At 68.1% G+C, this 23,790-nt stretch carries 20 protein-coding genes and 1 tRNA gene; 10 read left to right on the top strand and 11 right to left on the bottom strand.

The annotated features are described in order from the left end of the window. Positions 1–8: 8 nt before the first annotated feature. A complete protein-coding gene (gene ypfJ / locus E4A53_RS05260) occupies positions 9–917 on the bottom strand; it encodes a KPN_02809 family neutral zinc metallopeptidase (RefSeq protein WP_136162030.1) in 909 nt (302 codons plus the stop codon). A 102-nt stretch (positions 918–1,019) separates the two neighbouring features. Here ypfJ and E4A53_RS05255 point away from each other — a divergent pair, with 102 nt between their 5' ends. From E4A53_RS05255 to E4A53_RS05245, 3 genes are read left to right on the top strand one after another with little or no spacing between them, the layout of a single operon-like run. After that, the gene (locus E4A53_RS05255; protein WP_136162029.1) at positions 1,020–2,171 is read left to right on the top strand and encodes a patatin-like phospholipase family protein; all 1,152 of its coding nucleotides are present in this window, start codon (positions 1,020–1,022) and stop codon (positions 2,169–2,171) included. Between the two features lie 29 nt (positions 2,172–2,200). After that, complete coding sequence (locus tag E4A53_RS05250) at positions 2,201–2,986, top strand: 3-hydroxybutyrate dehydrogenase (protein WP_136162028.1); 786 nt, start codon at positions 2,201–2,203, stop codon at positions 2,984–2,986. Between the two features lie 54 nt (positions 2,987–3,040). Further along, positions 3,041–3,655 carry a DUF4893 domain-containing protein gene (locus E4A53_RS05245; RefSeq protein WP_136162027.1) on the top strand — a complete coding sequence of 205 codons (615 nt, stop codon included), beginning with the start codon at positions 3,041–3,043 and terminating at the stop codon, positions 3,653–3,655. A gap of 50 nt (positions 3,656–3,705) precedes the next feature. Here the strand turns inward: E4A53_RS05245 and lysA are convergent, their stop codons facing one another. Genes lysA through argH form a run of 3 tightly spaced genes read right to left on the bottom strand, consistent with a single transcriptional unit; the run spans position 3,706 to position 6,618 of the window. Continuing rightward, positions 3,706–4,980 (bottom strand): diaminopimelate decarboxylase, encoded by a 1,275-nt coding sequence (gene lysA, locus E4A53_RS05240; RefSeq protein WP_136162026.1) that lies wholly within the window; start codon positions 4,978–4,980, stop codon positions 3,706–3,708. A 19-nt stretch (positions 4,981–4,999) separates the two neighbouring features. Then, entirely contained in the window at positions 5,000–5,239 is a 240-nt protein-coding gene (locus tag E4A53_RS05235) for a hypothetical protein (protein WP_239018141.1), read from the bottom strand. Next, positions 5,236–6,618 carry an argininosuccinate lyase gene (argH, locus tag E4A53_RS05230; RefSeq protein WP_136162025.1) on the bottom strand — a complete coding sequence of 461 codons (1,383 nt, stop codon included), beginning with the start codon at positions 6,616–6,618 and terminating at the stop codon, positions 5,236–5,238. The genes E4A53_RS05235 and argH overlap by 4 nt, the downstream gene beginning before the upstream one ends. A 16-nt stretch (positions 6,619–6,634) precedes the next feature. Here argH and E4A53_RS05225 point away from each other — a divergent pair, with 16 nt between their 5' ends. Then, entirely contained in the window at positions 6,635–7,207 is a 573-nt protein-coding gene (locus E4A53_RS05225) for a TlpA family protein disulfide reductase (protein WP_239018140.1), read from the top strand. Between the two features lie 20 nt (positions 7,208–7,227). Here the strand turns inward: E4A53_RS05225 and dapD are convergent, their stop codons facing one another. Continuing rightward, positions 7,228–8,067: a 2,3,4,5-tetrahydropyridine-2,6-dicarboxylate N-succinyltransferase gene (dapD, locus tag E4A53_RS05220; protein ID WP_136162023.1), complete on the bottom strand. Its 840-nt coding sequence runs from the start codon at positions 8,065–8,067 to the stop codon at positions 7,228–7,230. After that, on the bottom strand, positions 8,060–8,734 hold the full coding sequence (locus E4A53_RS05215) for a pyrimidine 5'-nucleotidase (RefSeq protein ID WP_136162022.1): 675 nt from the start codon (positions 8,732–8,734) through the stop codon (positions 8,060–8,062). Before E4A53_RS05215 ends, dapD begins: the two co-directional genes overlap by 8 nt. Positions 8,735–8,875: 141 nt before the next feature. Here E4A53_RS05215 and E4A53_RS05210 point away from each other — a divergent pair, with 141 nt between their 5' ends. Further along, entirely contained in the window at positions 8,876–11,194 is a 2,319-nt protein-coding gene (locus E4A53_RS05210) for a S8 family peptidase (protein WP_136162021.1), read from the top strand. Between the two features lie 37 nt (positions 11,195–11,231). Here the strand turns inward: E4A53_RS05210 and E4A53_RS05205 are convergent. The 3 genes from E4A53_RS05205 to E4A53_RS05195 form a co-directional block, all read right to left on the bottom strand. Beyond that, positions 11,232–11,308: transfer RNA gene (locus tag E4A53_RS05205), tRNA-Pro, on the bottom strand. Positions 11,309–11,467: 159 nt separating this feature from the next. Continuing rightward, the gene (locus E4A53_RS05200) at positions 11,468–12,769 is read right to left on the bottom strand and encodes an FAD-dependent oxidoreductase (RefSeq protein WP_136162020.1); all 1,302 of its coding nucleotides are present in this window, start codon (positions 12,767–12,769) and stop codon (positions 11,468–11,470) included. A 120-nt stretch (positions 12,770–12,889) separates the two neighbouring features. Next, positions 12,890–13,657: a CsgG/HfaB family protein gene (locus E4A53_RS05195; RefSeq protein WP_136162019.1), complete on the bottom strand. Its 768-nt coding sequence runs from the start codon at positions 13,655–13,657 to the stop codon at positions 12,890–12,892. Positions 13,658–13,880: 223 nt separating this feature from the next. Here E4A53_RS05195 and lepA point away from each other — a divergent pair, with 223 nt between their 5' ends. Together lepA and E4A53_RS05185 are read left to right on the top strand one after the other, a co-directional pair. After that, a complete protein-coding gene (lepA, locus tag E4A53_RS05190) occupies positions 13,881–15,692 on the top strand; it encodes a translation elongation factor 4 (RefSeq protein WP_136162082.1) in 1,812 nt (603 codons plus the stop codon). Positions 15,693–15,859: 167 nt separating this feature from the next. Beyond that, entirely contained in the window at positions 15,860–18,394 is a 2,535-nt protein-coding gene (locus tag E4A53_RS05185) for a TonB-dependent receptor (protein ID WP_136162018.1), read from the top strand. 64 nt (positions 18,395–18,458) lie between these two features. Here E4A53_RS05185 and E4A53_RS05180 read toward each other — a convergent pair whose 3' ends face one another. Beyond that, positions 18,459–19,055, bottom strand: coding sequence for an HD domain-containing protein (locus E4A53_RS05180; RefSeq protein WP_136162017.1), 597 nt, complete (start codon positions 19,053–19,055; stop codon positions 18,459–18,461). Between the two features lie 122 nt (positions 19,056–19,177). Then, positions 19,178–20,665 (bottom strand): peroxidase family protein, encoded by a 1,488-nt coding sequence (locus E4A53_RS05175; protein WP_136162016.1) that lies wholly within the window; start codon positions 20,663–20,665, stop codon positions 19,178–19,180. Between the two features lie 239 nt (positions 20,666–20,904). Between E4A53_RS05175 and E4A53_RS05170 the strand changes: the two genes are divergently transcribed. The 3 genes from E4A53_RS05170 to E4A53_RS05160 all read left to right on the top strand — a co-directional run bounded on the left by E4A53_RS05170 (position 20,905) and on the right by E4A53_RS05160 (position 23,762). Next, positions 20,905–22,002, top strand: a complete 1,098-nt coding sequence (locus tag E4A53_RS05170; protein ID WP_136162015.1) for a sensor histidine kinase — start codon at positions 20,905–20,907, stop codon at positions 22,000–22,002. Next, on the top strand, positions 21,999–22,799 hold the full coding sequence (locus E4A53_RS05165) for a LytR/AlgR family response regulator transcription factor (protein WP_136162014.1): 801 nt from the start codon (positions 21,999–22,001) through the stop codon (positions 22,797–22,799). The genes E4A53_RS05170 and E4A53_RS05165 overlap by 4 nt, the downstream gene beginning before the upstream one ends. Positions 22,800–23,003: 204 nt before the next feature. Next, positions 23,004–23,762: an isocitrate lyase/PEP mutase family protein gene (locus E4A53_RS05160; protein ID WP_136162013.1), complete on the top strand. Its 759-nt coding sequence runs from the start codon at positions 23,004–23,006 to the stop codon at positions 23,760–23,762. Positions 23,763–23,790: the final 28 nt, after the last annotated feature.

Genomic DNA, 23,790 nt, shown 5'->3' with positions numbered 1-23,790 from the left:
GCGATGGATCAGAGCACCCCGGCGAAGGTATCGCACTGGGCCGGGTCGCCCGTTTCGATGCCGCGCTTCAGCCACTGCATCCGCTGGGCGGAGGTGCCGTGGGTGAAGCTTTCCGGCACGGGCCGCCGGCCGGCCGCCTTCTGCAGCGTGTCGTCGCCGATCGCGTTGGCGGCGGTCATCCCTTCCTCGACGTCGCCCGGCTCCAGCCGGTCGCGGTTGTGCGCCGCCCACACGCCGGCATAGCAATCGGCTTGCAGCTCCATCCTGACCTGCAGGGCATTGCCCTCCGCCTCGCTGGCGCGCTGCTGGGCGGCGCGGATCTTGTCGGCGCCGCCGGTGATCGTCTGGATATGGTGACCCATCTCGTGGGCGATGACATAGGCCTGGGCGAAGTCGCCAGCGGCCTGGAAGCGGTTCTGCAGCTCGCTGAAGAATTCGGTGTCGAGGTAGATGCGGTTGTCGCTCGGGCAATAGAACGGCCCCATCGCCGATTGCGCCGCGCCGCAGCCGGATTGGCCCTGGTTGCTGTAGAATACCAGCCGCGCCGGGGTGAAGCGCTGGCCGGATGCCTGGAAGATCGCTTTCCACGTATCCTCGTTGCTGGCCAGCACCTGGCAGGTGAAGCGGCTGGCGGCGTCGACCGCGCAGCTCTGCTCGGCGGTGTTGCCGTTGGTCGCCGCCTGGCGTTGCGGGCCGATCGTGCCGGTGCCGCCGCCCCCGGCGAACGGGTTTATGCCGAGCAGCATCGCGCCGCCGATGACGACGATGATGCCGACGATGCCGAACTTGCTGCCGATCAGGCTCATGATCAGGCCGAGTCCGCCGCCGCCCCCGCCGCCGAAGCCGAGCCCGCCGCCACCGCCGGTACCGCGCTGGTCCTCGACATTGTCGCTGGTCCGATAATCGTCGAGCCGCATACGCACCTCCCCATGTCAGGCTGGCGGAGAATGCACTGGCTTCGCGCCGGTTGCAAAAGGAACCATTACAGACGCCGCGCATTTGCGATATTGCACTGCAATATGACCGACTCGAAAAAGCCCTCTCCACGCCGCGTTGCCGCCCCCCTGCCGCTGCCGAGTGAGGTCGCGCTGGTGTTCCAGGGCGGCGGCGCGCTCGGTTCCTATCAGGCCGGAGTGTTCGAGGCGCTGGTCGACCGCGGCATCGCCATCGACCGCATCGCCGGCATTTCGATCGGCGCGGTCAACGCCGCGATCATTGCCGGCAACCCGCCGGAACGCCGGGTCGAGCGGCTGCGCGCCTTCTGGGACATGGCGACCAGCGCGCTGCCCAGCTTTCCGATCTGGCATGACGAGCGCATTCGCGAATGGCTGCACGAATGGTCGGCCGGCTTCGTCGCCACCGCCGGGGTGCCCGGCTTCTTTTCGCCGCGCCCGCTCGCGCCGTTCTTCGCCGCGCCCGGCACGCCGGAAGCGCTGAGCTTCTACGATTCGAGCGCGCTCGCCGACACGCTCAATCGGCTGGTCGACTGGGATCTGCTGAACGACGGGCCGATCCACCTGTCGGTTGGCGCCGTCGATGTCGAACGCGGCAATTTCTTCTATTTCGACAATCGCAAGCAGCGGCTCGACGCGCGCCATGTCATGGCGTCCGGCGCACTGCCGCCGGGCCTGCCGCCGGTGGAGATCGACGGGCGGCTGTGGTGGGACGGCGGCATCGTCTCCAACACCCCGCTGACCGACGTGCTGGAGACGCAGAGCAGCGACCTGCTGGTGTTCCAGGTCGATCTGTTCCCGGCTGCCTCCGTCCGGCCGCGCACGATCATGGACGTCGTGGCGCGCGAGAAGGAAATCCGCTTTTCCAGCCGGACCCGTCAGATCAGCGACGAACTGCTGAAGCTGCGCCGCACCCGCGAGGCGGCGCAGCGGGTACTCGAAAAGCTGCCGGACGCCTTGCGCGACGACCCGGACGTCAAGGCGCTGTGCGCGGCCGCCACCGACTATCCGGTCAGCCTCGTCCAGCTGATCTACCGCGCCAATGCGTGGGAAGGCGGCTCCCGCGACTTCGAATTTTCCGCCCGCGCGATGCATGAGCATTGGGAGGCCGGCCGCGCCGCCGTCGCCAAGACGATGGGCAAGGCCGGGCTGCTGGCGAAGAACATCCTCGACGGCAAGACCGCCACCTTCGACCTGACCAAGGAACAGGCCGCCTGATTACCCTTCATCACAGAAAGGCATGATCCATGTTTCTGAAAGGCAAGAGCGCCATCATCACCGGGTCGACGTCCGGCATCGGCCTCGCCTATGCGAAGGCGCTGGCCGCCGAGGGTGCCGCCGTCGTCATCAACGGCTTCGGCGATGCCGGCGAGATCGAGAAGGAGCGCGCCGCGCTGGCCGAGGCAAGCGGCGCCGAGGCGCTCTATTCGCCCGCCGACATGACCCGGCCGGATGAGATCGCCGGGCTGGTCCAGCTTGCCGCCGACCGGTTCGGCGGGCCGGATATCGTCATTTCCAACGCCGGCATCCAGCATGTCGCGCCGGTTGAGGATTTTCCGATCGAGAAATGGGATGCGATCATCGCGATCAACCTGACCTCCAGCTTCCACCTGATGCGCGCGGCGGTGCCGCTGATGAAGGCGAAGAAATGGGGGCGGATCATCTCCACCGCCTCCGCCCATTCGCTGGTCGCCAGCCCCAACAAGTCGGCCTATGTCGCGGCCAAGCACGGCATTGCCGGGCTGACCAAGACGGTTGCGCTGGAAACCGCGACCCACGGCATCACCGTCAACTGCATCTCGCCCGGCTATGTCTGGACGCCGCTGGTCGAAAAGCAGATCCCCGACACGATGAAGGCGCGCGGCCTGACCCGCGAGCAGGTGATGCACGACGTGCTGCTGGAAGCGCAGCCGACCAAGGAATTCGTCACCGTCGACCAGGTCGCGGCGCTGGCGCTGTTCCTGTGCCGGGACGAAGCGAAAGCGATCACCGGGGCCAATCTTTCGGTCGACGGGGGGTGGACAGCCGAATAGCGGTTGCCGCCGGGCCGCGTCGCGATAGAATCGGCGCGGGAAATCAGGGTCGCCATGTTCTTGGGTATCGTGTCCGGCCTGCTGTTGGCCGCATCGTCTTCCACCGCCGCCACCGCCGTGGTGGTCCAGCCGCCGCCAGACTGGCACGGCGTCGCCACTGCCGGCGACCGCGCCCGGCTGCGCGGCTGGCGCGAGGCGCTGGTCAAGGGCGTCGCCGCCGCGACCGCTGCTGGCCATGCCGACAGCGTCGCCCGGGAGGGCGCGTTGCTCCTGCCCGACGCCGCCTTGCCCGACGCGGCGCTGCCGGCCGGGGTCTACCGCTGCCGGATCGTCAAGCTTGGGGTGAAGGCGCCACGGGCGAACGGCTTCATCGCCTATCCGCCGGCGGATTGCGTCGTCCGCGCGGAAGGTGAGGTCGCCAGCCTGCGCAAGGCCGACGGCGCCCAGCGCCCCACCGGCCTGTTGTTCGCCGACCCCGACAGCCGGATGGTGTTCCTCGGCACGATGACGCTGGGCGACGAACGCCGCGCCGTCGACTATGGCGCCGACCCGGACCGCGACATGATCGGTTCGGTTCAGCGGATCGGCGAACGGCGCTGGCGCCTCGTCCTCCCCTATCCCCGCTTCGAAAGTATCGTCGACGTGATCGAGCTGGTCCCCGCCGGCTAACCTAATTGGTTGAAGCGGCGCCGACCCACGCCCCCTGAGCAAACCCGGCCCTAGGCCAGCCAGTCCGGTATCCGTTCGCGCGCGATCATCGCCTCGATCGGCTCGCGGGGCCGCACCACTGTCCAGCGATCGCCGTCGACCAGTACCTCCGGGGTCAGCAGGCGCGAATTATAGGTGCTGGCCATCGCCGCGGCATAGGCGCCGGCGGTCATGAAGGCGACGCGGTCGCCGGCCGCCACCGCATCCATCGTCCGCGCGGTGGCGAAGGTGTCGCCGCTTTCGCACACCGGGCCAACGACGTTGACCGTCGCCGCCGCGCCGGTCGGGCGGGTGGCGCGGATGTCGTGCCAGGCGTCGTACAGGCTGGGGCGCAGCAGGTCGTTCATCGCCGCGTCGACGATGACGAACGGGCTGTCGGCGCCGTCCTTCAGCCGGATCACCGTCGCGACCAGCGCGCCGGCATTGCCGACGATAACCCGTCCCGGCTCGAAGATCAGCCGGGTATCCCAGCCGCTGGTCACCCGCGCCACCATGACGCCATAATCGGCCGGGCTGGGCGGCGCCGGCAGGCTGCGGTCGTAAGGCACGCCCAGCCCGCCGCCGAGATCGGCGGTGGTGATCGCATGGCCGGCGGCGCGCAGCGTGTCGATCAGCGCGCCGACCCGCATAAAGGCGGCTTCCAGCGGCGCCAGGTCGGTCAACTGGCTGCCGATATGGACGGCGACGCCCTGAACGGAGAGGCCGGGCAGGGCGGCGGCGCGGGCATAGGCGGCGGGCGCGGCGGCATAGGGGATGCCGAACTTGTTGTCGGACCGGCCGGTGGAAATCTTGGCATGGGTGCCGGCGTCGACATCGGGGTTGATGCGGTAGGCGACATGGGCGGTCCGGCCTTCCGCCGCCGCCACCGCCGACAGCATCTCGGCCTCCGCCTCCGACTCCAGGTTGAACTGGCCGACGCCGACGGCCAGCGCCTGGCGCATTTCGTCGGCGGTCTTGCCGACGCCGGAAAACACCATCTTGGCGGGCGGGATGCCGGCGGCGACGGCGCGGGCGATCTCGCCGCCCGAAACGACATCGGCGCCCAGCCCCTCGCGCGCCAGCGTCGCCAGCACCGCGCCATTGGGGTTGGCCTTGACCGCGAAGGCGATCAGCGGTCCGTCCGGCCCGGCGCCCAGCCCGGCGACCGCGTCGCGCATCACCCGGACATGGTGGCGCAGCGTCGCGCTCGAATAGACATAGACCGGCGTCCCGACCGCGTCGGCGATCGCGTCCAGCGCGACATCCTCGGCGTGAAGCGCGCCGTCCTTCAGGGTGAAATGGTCCATGATCCGGTGTGTCTGTGGCTCAGTTGCGGGGCGGCTGGCTGAAACGATCGTTGCTGCGTTCCTGCGATCGGGTCAGCAGTTCGTCGTTGCGGGTCGGCATCGCCTGCGACGACGGCGCCATCATCTCGCTGGGCGTCGGCGCGGCGGTGGCGAAGGCGGGTTTGGGCGGCGGCGCATGGCCTTCCGCCGGCTTCAGCTCCCCGCGCGAACCGCAGGCGGCGGTCAGCGCCAGCAATGCGATGGCCATCGCGGTCCTCACGCCTCGTCCTCCATGCCGATCGCCGCCTTCGCCTCGGCGATGCGCCGTCGTACCTGATCGGGCGCGGTTCCGCCATGGCTGGTGCGCGCGGCGACCGATGCATCGACGCCGAGCACGCCGAACACCCGTTCGTCGATCCGCGAATCGATCGCCTGGAGCGTGGCCAGCGGCAGCGCGTCGAGCGCGACGCCGTCCGCCTCCGCCTGGCGGACCACGGCGCCGGTGATGTGGTGCGCCTCGCGAAACGGAATGTTGGCTTCGCGGACTAGCCAGTCGGCGAGGTCGGTGGCGGTGGCGAACCCCGCTTCCGCCGCCGCGCGCATCCGGTCGGTGCGAAAGGTGACGGTTTCGACCATGCCGGTCATCGCCGCGATCGACAGCGCCAGCAGGTCATGCGCCTCGAACACCGGCGGCTTGTCGTCCTGCATGTCCTTCGAATAGGCGAGCGGCAGGCCCTTCATCGTGATGGTCAGCGCGGTCATCGCGCCGACGATCCGCCCGGCATGGCCGCGCACCAGTTCGGCCGCATCGGGATTGCGCTTCTGCGGCATGATCGAGCTGCCGGTCGAATAGGCGTCCGGCAGCTTGACGAAGCCGAAGGGCTGGGACGCCCACAGCACGAATTCCTCCGCCAGCCGCGACAGGTGGATCGCCGTCGTCGCCGCCGCCATCAGATAGTCGAGGGCGAAATCGCGGTCGGACACGGCATCGAGCGAATTGTCGGTCGGCCGGTCGAAGCCCAGCGCCTCCGCCGTCGCCTCGCGGTCGATCGGAAAGCCGGTGCCGGCGAGAGCGGCGCTGCCCAGCGGGCATTCGTTCATCCGCGCCCGCGCATCCTCAAACCGGCTGCGGTCGCGGTGGACCATCTCGAAATAGGCCATCAGATGGTGGCCGAGCGTCACCGGCTGGGCCGATTGCAGGTGGGTGAAGCCGGGCATTACGCTTTCGGCATGCTCCCCGGCGCGGGTGACGAGCGCGCGCTGCAGCCCGGCCAGCCCCTCGTCGACCGCGTCGATCGCGTCGCGCACCCACAGGCGGAAATCGGTCGCCACCTGGTCGTTGCGCGACCGGGCGGTGTGCAGCCGGCCGGCGACCGGGCCGATCAGCTCCGCCAGCCGGTGTTCGACATGCATGTGGATGTCTTCCAGCGCCATGTCTTCCGGCACGCCGTCCGCCTCATATTCGGCGGCGACGCGGGCAAGGCCGTCGGCGATCAGTGCCGCGTCGTCGGCGCTGACGATGCCGCGATCGGCCAGCATCGCGACATGCGCGCGCGATCCGGCGATGTCCTGGCGCCACAGCCGCTTGTCGAACGGGATAGAGGCGTTAATCTCGCGCATCACCGCGGCGGGCCCTTCGGCGAAGCGCCCGCCCCACATTGCATTGGAGCTTGTCTTGCGCTCATCCATCGCGCTTTTCCTTGCCTTTGGCCTGATCGCCGGCTGCGATAGGCAAAGCGGCGACACCCCGCAACCCGCGCCGACGGCGGAACAGCCGGCGCCCGCCGCCCCGCAGGCGGAAAAGCCGCTGATCGACGCCAGCCACAAGGGCAAGCCCGCGCCGACCGAGGCGTTTACCGCGCCGGACGGCAGCAGCGTCACCCTCGCCGCGTTCAAAGGCAAGCCGCTGCTGGTCAACCTGTGGGCCACCTGGTGCGTACCCTGCGTCACCGAAATGCCGACACTCGACGCGCTGGCGGCGCGCGAGGCGGGCAAGCTGCAGGTGCTGGTCATCAGCCAGGATTTGCAGGGGCGGGACAAGGTCGACCCGTTCTTCGCCAAGGGCGGGTTCAAGGCGCTGAAACCCTATATCGACCCGGAAAACGCGATCGGCTTCGCCCTGTCCGGCGGCCAGCTGCCGACGACGGTGCTGTTCGATGCCGACGGCAAGGAGGTGTGGCGGGTGACCGGCGGCCTCGACTGGGCCGGAGAACAGGCGAAGGAACTGCTCGCTCAGCTTGCCGGTTAACCGGCAAGCCGACGCCGGGTTCAGTCGCGCAGCAGCTCGTTGATCCCGGTCTTGGCGCGGGTCTGGGCGTCGACGCGCTTGACGATCACCGCGCAGTAGAGCGACGGCCCCGGCGTGCTGTCGGGCAGCGGCTTGCCCGGCAGGCTGCCGGGGACGACGACCGCATAGGGCGGGACGTGGCCGACGAACACCTCGCCGGTCGCCCGGTCGATGATCTTAGTCGACGCGCCCAGATAGACGCCCATCGCCAGCACCGCGCCGGTGCCGACGCGCACCCCTTCCGCCACCTCGGCGCGGGCGCCGATGAAGGCGCCATCCTCGATGATCACCGGGCCGGCCTGCAACGGTTCCAGCACGCCGCCGATGCCGGCGCCGCCGGACAAATGGACATTGCGGCCGATCTGCGCGCAGCTGCCGACCGTCGCCCAGGTGTCGACCATCGTCCCTTCGCCGACATGGGCGCCGATGTTGACGAAGCTCGGCATCAGCACCGCGCCCTTGCCGATGAACGCGCCGTGGCGGACGATGCTGCCCGGCACCGCGCGGAAACCGGCGGCGGCGAAGCTGTCGGCGCCCCAGTCGGCAAATTTCGACGGCACCTTGTCCCACCAATGCGCGCCGCCGGGGCCACCGACGATCTCGGTCATCGCGTTCAGTCGGAACGACAGCAGCACCGCCATCTTCAGCCACTGGTTGACCTGCCAGCCATCGGCGGACGGCTCGGCGACGCGGACGGCGCCGGCATCGAGCAGCCCGAGCGCCTGCTCCACCGCCTGGCGCACCGGCCCCGTGGTGCCGGCGTCGATCGTGTCGCGATGGTCCCACGCCTCCTCGATGGCGGCGCGCAATGCGTCAGTCATGCTCATTCTCCAAAAGCCGTTCCAGCCAGGAACCGACGTCGTCGGTCTCGAAATCGATATAGTCGGGGGCGGCATCGCGTGCGCCCATCTCCGATCCGTTGTTGATCCACAGCGTCGCCATGCCCAGCGCCTTGGCCGGCCGCAGGTTGCGGGCCATGTCCTCGGCGAACAGCGATTCGGCCGGGTCGATACCGAACGCCGCGACCATGCCGGCATAGGCGCGCGGATCGGGTTTCGGCACATAGGCGGCGGCGTGGATGTCGTGGATCGCCTCGAAACTGTCGCCCAGGCCGAGCCGGTCCAGCACCCGCCGCGCATAGGCGGTGTCGCCGTTGGTGAACACCAGCTTGCGCCCCGGCAGCCGCGCGAGCAGCCGCGCCAGCCGCCGGTCCTCCGCCAGCGCGTCCATGTCGATATCGTGGACGAAATCGAGGAAATCATGCGGGTCGATGCCATGCGTCGCCATCAGCCCGCTGAGCGTGGTGCCGTGATCGACGAAATAGCGTTTCTGGATGCGCCGCGCCTCGCCGGCGTCGACGTCGAGCAGGCGCTGGATATAGGCGCCCATCCTGACGTCGATCCGCCCGAACAGGTCGCTCGCCGCCGGGTAGAGCGTGTTGTCCAGGTCGAAGACCCAGTTGCGGACATGGGCGAGGCGGCGAAGCATGGCCGCGCGGGCTTAGCCGGGGCGGGGGCGCCCGGCAACACGGCGGTTCCGGCCGGACACGGGCGGATCGATAACGAACGCGGTTTAAAGGAAAAAGCAGGCGTCGGCTGCTAGATGATTCGCGACCGACAAGGGAAGATCATGCCGCGCACCGTTTCGTACCGCACCGTCCTGCTGCTGCCGCTGTTCGCGCTGGGCGCCTGCGGTGGCGGCGGCGGCCCGTCGCCAACCCCTGCGCCGCCGGTTGCGCCCACACCCAGCCCGACGCCCGCCCCGGCACCCACACCCACGCCTTCCCCGACTCCGACGCCGCCGAGCAGCTTCGACACCGCCGAATATCGCCGTTCGTCGGGCGTCGCCCTCGCCAACGCCCTGCCCGCTTATGCGGCGGGGGCGACCGGGCTCGGCGTGCTCGCGGGGGTGATCGACAGCGGCGTCGCGACCGGCAACGCCGAATTCGCCGGGCGGATCAGCGCCGCCTCAGCCGATGTCGCCGCGTCGCGCGGGCTGGAGGACGAGGACGGCCACGGCACCGCCGTCGCCAGCGTGCTGCTCGGCGCGCGCAACGGCCAGGGCACCCACGGCGTCGCCTTCGACGCGACGCTGCTGGTGTTGCGGGCCGATTCGCCGGGAAGCTGCGCCACCCCCGGCGCCGACGGCGAATCCGGCTGCACCTTCCCCGATCGGGCGATCGCGCGCGGGCTGGACCTGGCGGTCGCGCAGAAGGCGCGGGTGGTCAACATATCGCTGGGCGGCGGCGGGCCGGACAGCACGCTGCGCGCAGCCGTCGACCGGGCGACCGCAGCCGGCGTCGTCATCGTCATTTCGGCCGGCAACGATTCGGCCGCCGATCCCGACGTGCTCGCCCGCATAGCCTCCGACCCGGTCGCGCGCGGCATGGTCATCGTCGTCGGCGCCACCGATTCGGGCGGGACGATCGCCGGTTTCAGCAACCGCGCCGGTGTCGACGCCGATCATTACATCGCCGCGCTTGGCGTCGGCGTGCGGGCGATCGACAACAGCGGCACCGCCTATCTGTGGGACGGCACCTCGCTGGCGGCGCCGCACGTCGCCGGCGCTGTCGCCCTGCTTGCCCAGGCCTTTCCCAATCTGACCGGTGCGCAACTGGTCGAATTGCTGCTCCAGTCGGCAACCGATGCCGGTGCGCCGGGGACCGACCCGATCTATGGGCGCGGCCTGCTCAACATCGGCAACGCGTTCGCGCCTCAGGGGGGGATGCGCCTCGCCGGCTCGCTGGCGCCGGTGTCGCTGACCGCGGTCAGCACGCTGTCGCCGGCGATGGGCGATGCCGCCACCACGGCCAGCGGAGCGATGGAGGCGGTGGTTCTCGACGGTTATGCCCGCGCCTATGCCGCCGATATCGGCGGGGCGATCCGTAGCGCGCCGCCCAGCATGGGCTTCGGTGCGGCGCTGGCCGGCCATCAGCGCAGCCTGGCCGCGACCAGTAACGGCGGCACCGTGATCGCCCTGTCCGTTCTGCCCGGCCGGGCTGGCATGCCGGCGGTCGCGCCGCTGCGCCTGTCCGTCGAGGATGCCGATCGCGCCCGCGCCACCGCCGGCTGGGCAGCCGGGCGGCTCGGCCGCTCGCTCGATGTTGCCGTCGGCATCGCGCAGAGCGGCGGGGCGCTGGCCGCCCGCCTTGCCGGGCGCAGCGAGCCGGCCTTCCTCGTCGCGTCGGCGACCCGCGACCAGGCCGGTTTCCAACGTGCGGCCGGCGGCGCCTTCGCGCTGCGCCGATTGCTCGGGGCGACGACGCTGTGGATGACGGCGGAGCAAGGCGACGCGCTGGTCTGGCGGGAACGGGCGGTGGCGCCGGGGCGCGGCCAGTATCAGGCTTATCCGTTCGCGACGGTGACGCTTGGCGCCGACCGCGCGTTCGGGCCGCTGGGCGTAACCGCGGCGCTGGCGCACATGGTCGAGAGCCGCACCGTGCTCGGCGCCAGCTTCGGCCCGGCGTTCGGCAACGGGCAGGGCCGTAGCTGGTTCGCCGACCTGACTCTGCGCTATGCGCTCGGCGGCGGCTGGACCATCGCCGCCGCCACCCGGCAGGGCTGGACCCGCGTCGGCGCCGGCGGCGCCGCCCCCGGCGCGACCCTGATTCGCACCGATGCCTATGCCGTCGACGTCAGCGGCCCCGGCCTGTTCGCGCCGGGCGACCGTTTCGCCCTGCGCGTTGCGCAGCCGCTGCGCGTCCGCTCCGGCGGCTTCGCGCTCAGCCTGCCGGTCGGCTACAGCTATGCGAGCGGCGTCACCGCTTTCGCCCCCGCCCGGCTGAACCTGGCGCCCAAGGGACGTGAGATCACGACGGAGGCGAGCTACGGCCTGCCACTGCTCGGCGGCCGCGTCGATGCCAACCTGTTCTGGCGTCAGGATCCGGGTAACATCGCCGCGATGCCCGACGACCGCGGCGGCGCCCTGCGCTTCTCAACCGCGTTCTGATCGGGGGGCCGATTCCGTTTCGGCGGTGGCCGTAAATTGGTCGGGGAGAGAGGATTCGAACCTCCGGCCCCTGCCTCCCGAAGACAGTGCTCTACCAGGCTGAGCTACTCCCCGACCGGACCGGGCGCCGGTGGCGCGCGGAGGCAAGGAGGGTGCCTATAGGGGCGGCGGGCCGTGGTGACAAGCGGTGGAATGCGATGGCGGAATCGCCCGCGCCTTAGAGCCTGTCCGCTTTAGGCGGCTGGTGCCGATTCCGCTTCAAGCGGACAAACTCTAATCGCTCCGCGCCGCGATCATTTCGGCAATGCCGGTGAATTTCTCGCGCGGGGCGCCGGCGCGCGCGCGCGCGACTTCCGCCGCCTCGATCTTCTGCCAGTCGCGGAAGGTCACGACGTCGGCCGCCCGCTCGGCGAGCAGGGTATCGAGGCCGGGGCGCCCGGTCTTGCCGCTGGCCGCGCCGGTGTCGGCGGCGATCAGCTCGACCACCGCGTAGCCGTCCGGCCGGTTGGTGCCGATCGTGCCGGTCGGGCCGCGCCGTGCCCAGCCGACGCAATAAAGGCCGGGCAGGATCCGCCCGTCGGTGTTGGCGAAGCGGCCGCGGCCATGCTCGTAGGGCACGCCGGCGATCGGCGGGGTGCGGTAGCCGATGCAGGTGACGACCAGCGATGCCTCCACCATATAGGTCTCGCCGGTGCCGACCGAGCGCAGGTCCTCGGTCAGCCGCGTCCGTTCGACGATCACCCGCTCGGCCCGGCCGTCGCCCTCGATCGCCACCGGCATCGCGAAGAAATCGAAATCGATCGCGATCGGCTTGCCCCTGTGCGGGGTGGCGGCGAAATCGCGCAGGTGGGTGACCGCCTTGCGCATCCCCGGCTCGAGCAGCGCGTCGTCGCCCTCGGGCGGGAAATCGGCCGGGTCGACCACCGGCTGCGCGCGCTCCAGCTTGCCCAGCTCGCCCAGTTCCTTCGGCGTCATCGCGATCTGGTGGGGGCCGCGCCGGCCGAGGATGTGGATGTCGCGCACGCGCGCCTGCTCCAGTGCCGCCAGCGCGTGGGCGACGATGTCGGAACCGGCGAATTCCGCCGGGGTCTTGGCCAGGATGCGGGCGACGTCGAGCGCGACGTTGCCGTTGCCGATGACGGCGACGCCGGGGCCGGCGAGCGGCGGGGCAAGGTCGGCGAAATCGGGGTGGCCGTTATACCAGCCGACGAAGGCGGCGGAGCCGATCACCCCGGGCATGTCGGCGCCCGGTATCTCGAGCGGCCGGTCGTGCGGCGCGCCGGTCGCCAGCACCACCGCGTCGTAAAGCTGCTGCAGTTCGGCGACGGTCACGTCCTCGCCGATGGTGATGTTGCCGACGAAGCGGACATTGTCGGTCAGCGCGACCTGTTCGTAGCGCTTGGCGACCGCCTTGATCGACTGGTGGTCGGGGGCGACGCCGAACCGGATCAGCCCGTAGGGCACCGGCAGCCGGTCGATGACATCGACGCGGACCGCGTCGCCGAAGGTCTTGAGGCACGCCTCGGCGGTGTAATAGCCCGCCGGCCCAGAACCGATCACCGCGACATGCCGCATGTCAGACCGTCCTCCCGCCATGTTGTCGTGCGGGATGCTAGCGTGGGACGGGGCAAGCGCAAGCAAAAGCGCGGCGCCCTCGCCGGCAAGCGAAGGCGCCGCGCCTGATTGTTCGTACGGTCAGCGCGCGAGCGGTGCCGCGTCCGCCGCGTTCTCCGGCAGGCCGCCGAGCTGGGTGACCAGCTTGGTGTAGGCGTCGAGGTAGGCGAGGACGATGACCTGGCCGATCTCGGTGTTCTGGTAGCCGCCGCCGCCGGCCGCGGCGAGGCCGCTCATCCAGCCGGCACCGCCGCCGGCGCCGAAGCTCAGGTCAGACTTGCGGGCATAGCCCTCGACCAGCGCCTCTTCCTCCGTCGTGCGGGCGTTGACCACCGACAGGGTGACGTTGGCTTCCTTCTTCTTGATCGAGATACCGCCGGCGATTGCGCCGATCGTCGACCGGCCGAGGAAGCCGCCGAGCACGCCGCCCAGCGCGTTGCCACCGGAATTGTTGTTCGAACTGACGATGTCGGGCTGGAGGAAGTAATCCGCCGCCTTCACCTGGCCCTTGCCGAGGTTGGAGCCGGCCTGCAGCTCACCCGAATCGGCCATGGCGCGTTCCATGTTGCGGCTGGCCATGCTGCGGCCGCGATTGACCAGGCCGAAGCACCCGGACTTCTGGACGAAGACCTTGATGATCGCTTCCGGGCTGCCGAGGCTCAGCTCGCGCCACCATTGGTTGTCGGGCTCGACGATCGCGATGGTGCCCAGCCGCTTGGTGCAGACCGGGATTTCCTGGGTGCCCTTGGTCTGTGCCTGGCGGCCGGACGAACCCTTGTTCTGCGCCAATGCCGGCGCCGCGGTGGCGACGAGCGAGGCAGCGGCGACGGCGGTGATAATCTTGCGCACGATTTTTCCCCCAAAAGGCGGTGGCAGTAAAAATGAAACACGCCCGTCTTTTTTCCGTGGCGCGGCACGCGGCCTTATGCGATCCGAACTATATTATCGGTTAACCGCGGGGGCCGATCAAGTATTTGCTGGCGGGCGCCCCGACGATTCACCTCTCCTTTTGGCAAGCGCCGGCGCCGGTGCTATCGGCGGCGCTCCTTTCTCTGGAAGAATGACGCGAACCGTGGCCGCTCCGCTCGACAAAATCCGCAATTTCAGCATCATCGCCCATATCGATCACGGCAAGTCGACGCTTGCCGACCGGCTGATCCAGCGCACCGGCGGTCTGACGGAGCGCGAGATGAGCGCCCAGGTGCTCGACAACATGGACATCGAGAAGGAACGCGGCATCACCATCAAGGCGCAGACCGTGCGCCTCGACTGGAAGGGCAAGGACGGCGAAACCTATGTCCTGAACCTGATGGACACGCCGGGCCATGTCGACTTCGCCTATGAAGTGTCGCGCAGCCTGGCCGCCTGCGAAGGCGCGTTGCTCGTCGTCGACGCAGCGCAGGGGGTGGAAGCGCAGACGCTGGCCAATGTCTACCAGTCGATCGAGCACGACCATGAAATCGTGCCGGTGATCAACAAGATCGACCTGCCGGCCGCCGAGCCGGAAAAGGTCCGCGCGGAGATTGAGGAGGTGATCGGCCTCGACGCGTCGGACGCGGTGCTGGCCAGCGCCAAGACCGGCATCGGCATCGACGAGATTCTCGACGCGATCGTCGCCCGCATCCCGCCGCCCAAGGGCGACGCCGACGCGCCGCTGAAGGCGATGCTGGTCGACAGCTGGTACGACCCCTATCTGGGCGTCGTCATCCTCGTCCGCGTCGTCGACGGCACGATCCGCAAGGGCCAGGCGATCAGGTTCATGAACGCCGGCACCCAGCATCTGGTCGACCGGGTCGGCTGCTTCCGCCCGAAGATCGAGCAGCTGACCGAGTTGGGGCCGGGCGAGATCGGCTTCATCACCGCCCAGATCAAGGAAGTCAGCCAGACTGCGGTCGGCGACACGATCACCGACGTCAAGCGCCCCGCCGCCCAGCCGCTGCCGGGGTTCAAGGAAGTGCAGCCGGTGGTGTTCTGCGGGCTGTTCCCGGTCGACGCCAATGATTTCGACAAGCTGCGCGAATCGATCTCCAAGCTCAGGCTGAACGACGCCAGCTTCTCGTTCGAGATGGAAACCTCGGCGGCGCTCGGCTTCGGCTTCCGCTGCGGCTTCCTGGGGCTGCTCCACCTGGAGATCATCCAGGAACGGCTGACCCGCGAATACGACCTCGACCTGATCACCACCGCGCCGTCGGTGGTCTACAAGATCGGCCTGACCCACGGCGGCGGCGAGATCGAGCTGCACAACCCCGCCGACATGCCCGATCCCAACCGGATCGAGCTGATCGAGGAGCCATGGATCGAGGCGACGATCTACGTGCCCGACGAATATCTGGGCGGGATACTGAAGCTGTGCCAGGACCGGCGCGGCATCCAGAAGAACCTGACCTATGTCGGCGGTCGCGCCCAGATGACCTACGAATTGCCGCTGAACGAGGTGGTGTTCGATTTCTACGACCGGCTGAAATCGATCAGCCGCGGCTATGCCAGCTTCGACTATCACCAGATCGGGCACCGCGCCGGCGATCTGGTCAAGATGAGCATCCTGGTCAACGGCGAGCCGGTCGATGCGCTCAGCATGATCGTCCACCGCGCCGCCGCCGAGGCGCGGGGCCGCCATATGTGCGAGCGGCTGAAGGACCTGATCCCCCGCCATCTGTTCAAGATCCCGATTCAGGCGGCGATCGGCGGCAAGGTGATCGCCCGCGAAACGATCGCCGCGCTGCGCAAGGACGTCACCGCGAAATGCTATGGCGGCGACGCCAGCCGCAAGCGGAAATTGTTGGACAAGCAGAAGGAAGGCAAGAAGCGGATGCGCGAGTACGGATCCGTTTCGATCCCCCAGGAAGCGTTCATTGCGGCCCTTCGCATGGGTGACGAGGGCTGAGCAGGTGCAGCATGTGATGCATTTCTGCAACGCATAAACGGCGTTTTTTCAGCGGTATAAATATCCCCTAAACTCTGTCACACTGCGGCAATATACCGCGACCAATGAAGGCCCGCCGCAGCGATCCGCAGCGTAGACGGGCCGTACGAGCCCAAGGGGATAGCAAGATGAAGATGTACTACCTTTGCGGGGTGGCGTTGGCCGCCCTGACGATGCCGGCTGCCGCCGGCGCCCAGTCGACCGGATCGGTCGATTTCGACAACGAGATCGTCGTTACCGCGATCACCAGCCGGGATGTCGGCGGCGTCGTCGTGCCGGACACCTCCAAGGCCAAGGCGGTCCTGACCCAGGAATTCATCCAGCGGCAGGTGCCTGGCCAGACGGTCAACGACATCATCAACCAGCTGCCCGGCGTCAGCTTCCAGAACAACGATCCGTTCGGCTCGGCCGGTGGCAAGATGTTCATCCGCGGCTTCGACAACAGCCGCATCAGCCAGACCTTCGACGGCATCCCGCTGAACGACTCGGGCAACTACGCGCTCTATTCGAACCAGCAGCTCGATCCGGAGCTGATCGAGCAGGTCAACGTCAACCTCGGCTCGACCGACGTCGACAGCCCGACCGCCGCCGCTTCCGGCTCGACGGTCAACTACCGCACCCGGCTGCCGTCGGAGGATTTCGGCGTGAAGCTCGTCGGCTCCGCCGGCGATTTCAGCTTCTTCCGTATCTTCGGCATGGTCGACACCGGCACGTTCACGCCGTGGGGTACCCGCGCCTTCTTCTCGGCGAGCAGCGCGACCAACGATACCGTGTACGGCAGCGGCCGGATCAACAAGAAGCAGTTCAACGGCCGCCTGTACCAGCCGATCGGCTCCAACGGCGACTTCGTGTCGATCGCCGGCCACTGGAACGTCAACCGCAACAATTTCTTCGGCTCGGTGCCGCTGCGGCTCGACGCCGACCGCGTCGTCGGCCCGAACAGCAGCAACCGCTTCCCCGTCACCAAGGACGAGCGCTTCTATGAGATCACGCCGTGCCAGGTCGACGTCGCGCAACCCGGCGTCGCCGACACGCCGAACAGCTGCGGCACCGTGTTCGACAACCGCTTCAACCCGTCGGACACCGGCAACATCCGCATCTCGTCGCGCTTCACCCTGGCCGACGGCCTGGTGCTGACCGTCGACCCAAGCTACCAGTCGGTCAAGGCGAACGGCGGCGGCACCGTCACCGGATTCGAATATGCCTATATCAACGAGCCGGGCTCGCCGACCTTCAACAGCCGCAACCCGGTCACCGGCCCGAACGGGCTGTTCGGCTATATCGGCGGCAAGCCCTATGCCGGCATCGACCTGAACGGCGACGGCGACCTGCTCGACCAGGTATCGCTGCTCGCCCCCAGCCAGACGCGGACCAAGCGCTATGGCGTGATCGCCTCGCTGCGCTACGATATCAGCGACGCACACAGCGTCCGGCTTGCCTATTCCTATGACCGCGCCCGCCATCGCCAGACCGGCCAGGTCGGCTATCTCCAGCGGGACGGCAAACCGGTCAGCGTATTCCCGGTCGACGATCCGATCGCCGACCTGAACGGCCATGTCCTGCAGAAGCGCGACCGGCTATCCTACGCGATCCTGAACCAGGTGTCGGGCGAATATCGCGGCCGCTTCTTCGATGGCGGGCTGATCGTCACGGCCGGCCTGCGCATGCCGTTCTTCAAGCGGGACCTGAACAATTTCTGCTCGACGACCAGCGATACCGGTTTCGTCGACTGCTTCGGCGACAACGCCGCCGACGCGGCCGCCTATGCAGCGGCCAACCCCAATTTCCAGGGGCCGCAGCAGCGGGTGCTGAAATATGACAAGCCGCTGCCGAACGTCGGGCTGACCTACAACATCAGCAGCCAGGTTTCGCTGTTCGGCAATTACTCGAAAGGCCTGCAGGTTCCGGGCACCGATAACCTGTACAACGCGTTCTTCTTCCCGGCGAACACGCCGTCGGCCCGGCCGGTGCCGGAATCGACGGACAATTTCGACCTTGGCGTCCGCTACCGTTCCGGCCGGGTTCAGGCGCAACTGAGCGGCTGGTACACCAAGTACCAGAACCGGCTGGCCGCCGCCTACGACCCCGAAACCGACCGCACACTGTACCGCAACCTCGGCACCGTCGACAAATACGGCGTCGACGGCAGCATCGCCTACAGCCCGGTGCGCGACCTGACCGTCTATGTCTTCGGCTCCTACCTGAAGTCGAAGATCAAGGACGACGTGCTGGTCGGCGAGGTCGGCGGGGTAAAGACTTACCTGCCGACCGGCGGCAAGCGCGAGAGCGGCGCGCCCGAATACACGTTCGGCGGGCGGATCCAGGGGTCGCTCGGCCCGCTGGAGCTGGGCGTGCAGGCGAAGCGCACCGGCCGGCGCTGGGTGAACGACCAGAACACCCCGGTCTACCAGACGATCGGCGGCGTCCGTACTGAGGTCTACGGCGCGACCGCCCCGGCCTATACGCTGGTCGACATCGACGCCCGGCTGCCGCTCGGCTTCCTCGGGCTGAACGACACCACCTACCTGCAGTTCAACGTGACCAACCTGTTCGACAAGCTCTATGTCGGCGGCTTCGACGGCACGATGGACAACGGCAAGATCACCAACGCCCAGATCGGCGCGCCGCGCACCTTCATCGGTACGCTCGTCGTCGGCTTCTGATCGGCTGGTCTACCACGGAAAGGCCGTCGCTCCCCTGGGGGGGGGCGGCCTTTTCCGTATCGGATCAGGCCGCTTCCGTCCGCTTCACGTACATGCTGTTCTTCGGCGCCGCCGTCACCCGCCGCAGCATCGGCTCGAAAAAGCTGAGCGGCGCGGTGTCGTAGGCCGGATCGAACGCCGCCTGATCGTATCTCTCGCAGAACTCGGCGCACGCCTCGAAATGCGGATGGCCGCGGAAATGCTCGCGCATGTCGCGGTCGAGGCCGAGGTGGTGGAAGAAATAATAGCCCTGGAACACGCCGTGCTGGGCGCAGATCCAGTGCAGCTCCTCCGACACGAATGGCTTCAGGATCGCCGCCGCCATGTCCGGGTGGTTGTAGCTGCACAGCGTGTCGCCGATGTCGTGGAGCAGCGCCATCACCACATAATCCTCGTCGCGGCCGTCGCGGTGGGCGCGGGTCGCGGTCTGCAGCGAATGCTGCAGCCGGTCGACGGGGAAGCCGCCATAGTCGCCGTCGAGCAGGGTCAGGTGGGCGATCACCCGGTCGGCCAGCCGACCGGCGAACGGCATGAAATGCGCCGCGATGATCGCCCAGTCCTCGCGCGTTCCCTCGGTCATCGCGGCAAAGCGCGCGCGATCGGGGTGGGTATCCCCGGCCATGATCCGCCTCCTCTCGACCTGCATGTCGGGCGCCAGTCTAGCGCGAAGGTGCCCGACGTACAGCCCGGCGCACAGGAGGAGCAGGCGGGCGGCGATACGGCCGCCCGCCGCTTCCCTGGCCGCTAAGCCACCTGGGCGAAGCGCAGCAGGTCGATCATGCCGAAATCGTCGCCCTTCTTCGACGGGTCGACGGTCGGCAGGAAGGGCTGCCATTCCGGGTCCTGCGACAGGTAGGAGGCGCGGTCGCCCTGGATCAGGCCCAGGAACACCTCCGCGACGATCCGCGCGCCGACCGGGCCGAGCCGCTCGCCATTCTCGACCGTCGCCGCCTCGCGCAGGATGTAGAACCAGAGCGGGGTGCGGTCGTCCAGCCCGTGCGGCTTCAGGTCGGCGAGGTCGCCCTTCGACAGCACTGGTAGCTGCATAGCGCTCGCCACCCGCTGGCCGGACGGCAATGAAAAGGTCAGGTGGCGCAGCAGGTTGCGCTGGGCGAGCGAGGACGGGTTCGCCTTCGGATCCGGGTGCGGCACCACCGATCCTGGCAGCTTGAACAGCGCGGTCGACAGGGTGGTGTCGATCTTCTTGTTCGGCTTCACGTTGCCGTCGTGGAAATCGAAGAAGGTCGGCCAGTCGACGAAGCGGCGCGGTGCGCGGCAGCCGCCCGACAGGTCGTCCGGGTCGAGCGGGTCGGACGGCGTCGGCGTGAAGATCATCGCGAAGAACGGCGTGTCGCCGGGGTTGCCGGTGAAATTGGCGCGGTAGGACGGCCGGATCTGGCTGTGGCCGAAGCGATAGGCCGCGACCGAGAATTCGACCGGAATGAACGGCTCGTTGTGCCATTTGTAGAATTTGCGGCCGTTCTGCAGGATGGTGTCGACTACCGCAGCGCCGCAGCTTTTCTTCAGGAATTCGTGGACGACCATCCATTGATAGTGCCAGCGCACGATGCGCTGCGCCTCGGCGAACACCTCGCCTGGAACGGTCAGCTTGATCTTGGTGCGGACATAATCGACCGCCGCGTTGTGGAATTGCAGGAAGGCGACCTGCAACTGCGAGATGATCAGATTCTCGTCGTCGCGCGGGTCGCCGATCAGCGCGACACGCTGGCTGTTGCGCGGCACGTCGTTCTTGCCGGGGGTTCCGGTCGGCTCGAGCAGGAACTTGATGCCCTGACCGGCGCCCTGATCGTAAAGGTGCGGGCTGCCGCCCGGCCCGGCGCCGTAGACATTGTCGAGGCCCAGGCTGGGGGTACGGAAATTGGCGATCTGTTCCGGGTCGGACTGCCGCTCCAGGCTCGACGTCGGGTCGGCGGTGATGTCGTGGTCGAGGAACTGGCCGAGGAAAGTGAAGCCGGCCGAGAGCGTCGGGTTGTCGCTGTTCTTCGCCGACAAAGTCGGGTCGGTGATCAGCTTCTGCGGCCCCTCGTTCAGCTTGTCCTTCGCGTCCATGATGCCGCCGGCCTTGCCGATGTCGAGCAGGGCCGCGCGGATATCGGGCGTATCGGCGGCGAACGGCGGCAGCTTGCCGAACATCCGGCCAAAGCGGCCCGAGTCATAATATTGAGAGCGGGGTGGAATAATGTCGTGCGGATAAATGCCGTGACGCGCCATAGTTAATCTCCCGTGAACTTAATAATGTTTCGAGAGACATCTTGCCGATGTACTTATGATCAGCGCGACCTGACTGGTATCTATATTTGCTCAATGAAGACAAACAATGACTCATCGCTTGCCGGGCGGTGTTTCGCGCCAGGCCGCCCGGCGCGGTCGCCGAAGCGAGCGGTGCGGCCCGCGGCCGGGGCGGCATGTCCGCTTCAAACCGGTCGCCGAATCGACTAGACCAACCGCCGATGGCGACGATTGGCCTTAGTGCGAAGCCCTTTTTCGACGACAAGAACCGGGCTTTCTGGAACCTCCAGACCGCCGGCTGGGCTGCCTATTTCCTGCTGCGGACGTTGTCCGGCTTCGCCAACGGGCTGACGATTTCGTTCCTGATCCCGGTCGCGGTGTCGACGGCGACCGGTTATTCGCTGACGCTGGTGCTGGCGGCGGTGTTCCGCGCGCTGCTCAACCGCGCGCCGATCGTGACGTGGAGCGCCTCGATCGCGGCGCTGGTCGTCGCCGCGGCGACCTATTCGCTGATCGACGCATGGATCTTCAACACCATCCAGCGCCCCGGCGCGATCTTCGAGGTGCGGCTGCTGCTCGGTACGGTGTTCCTCGACGCGATGGTCATCATCGGCTGGTCGGCGCTCTATTACGCGATCAACTTCTATCTGGTGGTCGAGGACCAGGCCGACCAGCTGACCCGGCTGGAAACCCAGGCATCGACCGCCCAGTTGGCGATGCTGCGCTACCAGCTCAACCCGCATTTCCTGTTCAACACCCTCAATTCGATCTCGACGCTGGTGCTGCTGAAACAGACGGAGCGCGCCAACGCGATGCTGTCGCGGCTGTCCTCCTTCCTGCGCTACACGCTGGTCAACGAGCCGGCGGCGGCGGTGACGCTGGAGCAGGAGATCGAGACGCTGAAGCTCTATCTGGAGATAGAGAAGATGCGCTTCGAGGACCGGCTGCGCACCGGTTTCGATTGCGACCCGGCGGCGGCCAAGGCGCTGCTGCCCTCGTTGCTGCTCCAGCCGCTGGTCGAGAACGCGATCAAATACGCGGTGACGCCGAAGGAGGAAGGGGCGGATATCGCGGTGACGGCACGGCTGGTCATCGATCGCGTCCACATCACCGTGGCCGATACCGGGCCGGGGTTGAATGACCGGCGTAAAAGACCCAGCTATTCCACAGGAGTCGGTTTGGCGAATATCCGCGACCGTTTGGCGCAGGCCTATGGCGCGGACCATCGATTCGAGGCGAAAGCTCGTCCAGGTGGCGGTTTCGCGGTGACGATCGAGATCCCGTTCCAGACCGGAGAACAACCTAAGGTAGCTGCATGACCATCAGAACCATCCTGGTCGACGACGAATCCCTGGCGATCCAGGGCCTCGCGTTGCGCCTGGAAGCCCATGACGATGTCGAGATCGTCGAAACCTGCTCGAACGGCCGCGAGGCGATCCGGGCGATCAAGACCCACAAGCCGGATCTCGTCTTTCTCGACGTCCAGATGCCCGGCTTCGACGGCTTTTCCGTCGTCCAGGGGCTGATGGAGGTGGAACCGCCGCTGTTCGTGTTCGTCACCGCCTATCAGGACCACGCGATCCGCGCGTTCGAAGCGCAGGCCGCCGATTACCTGATGAAGCCGGTGGAGGAGGAACGGCTGGCCGACACGCTCGACCGCATCCGCCAGCGCATGGCCGAGAAGCGCGGCGTCGAGGAAATCGGCCGGTTGAAGGAGGTGCTGGCCGAGGTCGCGCCGGAGGCGGCGGCCGAGATGGCCGAGGCGGACGACGCCCCCGCCGCCAACCGCTTCGAGAAGCTGATCAACATCAAGGACCGCGGCCAGATTTTCCGCGTCGACGTCGACACGATCGAACGGATCGACGCCGCCGGCGATTACATGTGCATCTACACCGGCGACAACACGCTGATCCTGCGCGAAACGATGAAGGACTTGGAAAAGCGGCTCGACCCGCGCCGTTTCCAGCGGGTTCACCGCTCGACCATCGTCAATCTCGACCTGGTCAAGCAGGTGAAGCCGCACACCAACGGCGAGTGCTTCCTGGTCCTCGATTCCGGCGCGCAGGTGAAGGTCAGCCGCAGCTACCGCGACGTCGTCGCCCGCTTCGTCCACTAACCCCGCCCGCAATACGAGCGGCATTGCGAGCTCCGACGGGGCGCGCAATCCATCGGCTGACGCCCCGCCCCCTTGCGACTCCCGCCATCAGGGTCCAGCAAAGGGGGCGGAGGGTTCCACCCCGTCGTGCTCCTGCGCAGGCAGGAGCCCAGAACGGGCGTACCGTCGCGGGCGCGGACCGCTCCAGGCGAAAGGAGACAGGGCATGACGGACAGGATCGATCGGGCACGGGCGTTCGCCGCCCTTCACGTCCCCGGCCGGCCGGTGATCCTGTTCAACATCTGGGACGTCGGCAGCGCGCTCGCCGTGGCGGAAGCCGGGGCGAAGGCGTTGGCGACCGGCAGCTGGTCGGTCGGCGCCGCCTATGGCGCGACGGCGGCCGAGGCGGTGCCGATCGCTGACGCGCTCGCCAATGCCGCGCGAATCTGCGCGGCGACGCCGCTGCCGGTGACGCTTGATTTCGAGGGCGGCTACGCGACCGATTCGGCCGCGCTCGCCGATAATTTCGGCCGGGCAATGGCGACCGGCATGGTCGGCATCAACTACGAGGATCAGGTGATCGGCGGCAGCGGCATCCACCCGATCGGCCCGCACGCCGCCCGGATCGCGGCGATGCGCGCGGTCGACGGCGACGCCTTCATCAACGCCCGCACCGACATCTTCCTGAAGGCGCCGGCCGAGGCGCACGATGCCGCCGCCCTCGACGCCGCGCTTGAGCGCGCCCGCGCCTATGGCGACGCCGGGGCCAGCGGCTTCTTCGCGCCGGGGTTGAAGGACGAACGGCTGATCGCCCGGCTGTGCGCGGCGTCGCCGCTACCGGTCAACATCATGATGGCGCCCGGCGTGCCGGACGCCCGCCGCCTCGCCGAGCTGGGCGTCGCCCGCGTCAGCCACGGCCCCGGCCCCTACCGCCTGGCGATTCAGGCCGTCACCACCGCCGCCCGCAGCGCCCTCGGTGACTAGGATGTGGGAGTCGGCAACGCCGATCAGC

Source organism: Sphingomonas flavalba, assembly GCF_004796535.1.
GTDB lineage: Bacteria > Pseudomonadota > Alphaproteobacteria > Sphingomonadales > Sphingomonadaceae > Sphingomonas_L > Sphingomonas_L flavalba.
The sequence above is the reverse complement of the archived record's forward strand: the minus strand, read 5'-3'. Positions and strand labels throughout refer to the sequence as shown.

Coding starts and splice junctions, on each gene's coding strand:
- ypfJ (WP_136162030.1), bottom strand. CDS start 917: ATGCGGCTCGACGATTATCGGACCAGCGACAATGTCGAGGACCAGCGC.
- E4A53_RS05255 (WP_136162029.1), top strand. CDS start 1,020: ATGACCGACTCGAAAAAGCCCTCTCCACGCCGCGTTGCCGCCCCCCTG.
- E4A53_RS05250 (WP_136162028.1), top strand. CDS start 2,201: ATGTTTCTGAAAGGCAAGAGCGCCATCATCACCGGGTCGACGTCCGGC.
- E4A53_RS05245 (WP_136162027.1), top strand. CDS start 3,041: ATGTTCTTGGGTATCGTGTCCGGCCTGCTGTTGGCCGCATCGTCTTCC.
- lysA (WP_136162026.1), bottom strand. CDS start 4,980: ATGGACCATTTCACCCTGAAGGACGGCGCGCTTCACGCCGAGGATGTC.
- argH (WP_136162025.1), bottom strand. CDS start 6,618: ATGTGGGGCGGGCGCTTCGCCGAAGGGCCCGCCGCGGTGATGCGCGAG.
- dapD (WP_136162023.1), bottom strand. CDS start 8,067: ATGACTGACGCATTGCGCGCCGCCATCGAGGAGGCGTGGGACCATCGC.
- E4A53_RS05215 (WP_136162022.1), bottom strand. CDS start 8,734: ATGCTTCGCCGCCTCGCCCATGTCCGCAACTGGGTCTTCGACCTGGAC.
- E4A53_RS05210 (WP_136162021.1), top strand. CDS start 8,876: ATGCCGCGCACCGTTTCGTACCGCACCGTCCTGCTGCTGCCGCTGTTC.
- E4A53_RS05200 (WP_136162020.1), bottom strand. CDS start 12,769: ATGCGGCATGTCGCGGTGATCGGTTCTGGGCCGGCGGGCTATTACACC.
- E4A53_RS05185 (WP_136162018.1), top strand. CDS start 15,860: ATGAAGATGTACTACCTTTGCGGGGTGGCGTTGGCCGCCCTGACGATG.
- E4A53_RS05180 (WP_136162017.1), bottom strand. CDS start 19,055: ATGGCCGGGGATACCCACCCCGATCGCGCGCGCTTTGCCGCGATGACC.
- E4A53_RS05175 (WP_136162016.1), bottom strand. CDS start 20,665: ATGGCGCGTCACGGCATTTATCCGCACGACATTATTCCACCCCGCTCT.
- E4A53_RS05170 (WP_136162015.1), top strand. CDS start 20,905: ATGGCGACGATTGGCCTTAGTGCGAAGCCCTTTTTCGACGACAAGAAC.
- E4A53_RS05165 (WP_136162014.1), top strand. CDS start 21,999: ATGACCATCAGAACCATCCTGGTCGACGACGAATCCCTGGCGATCCAG.
- E4A53_RS05160 (WP_136162013.1), top strand. CDS start 23,004: ATGACGGACAGGATCGATCGGGCACGGGCGTTCGCCGCCCTTCACGTC.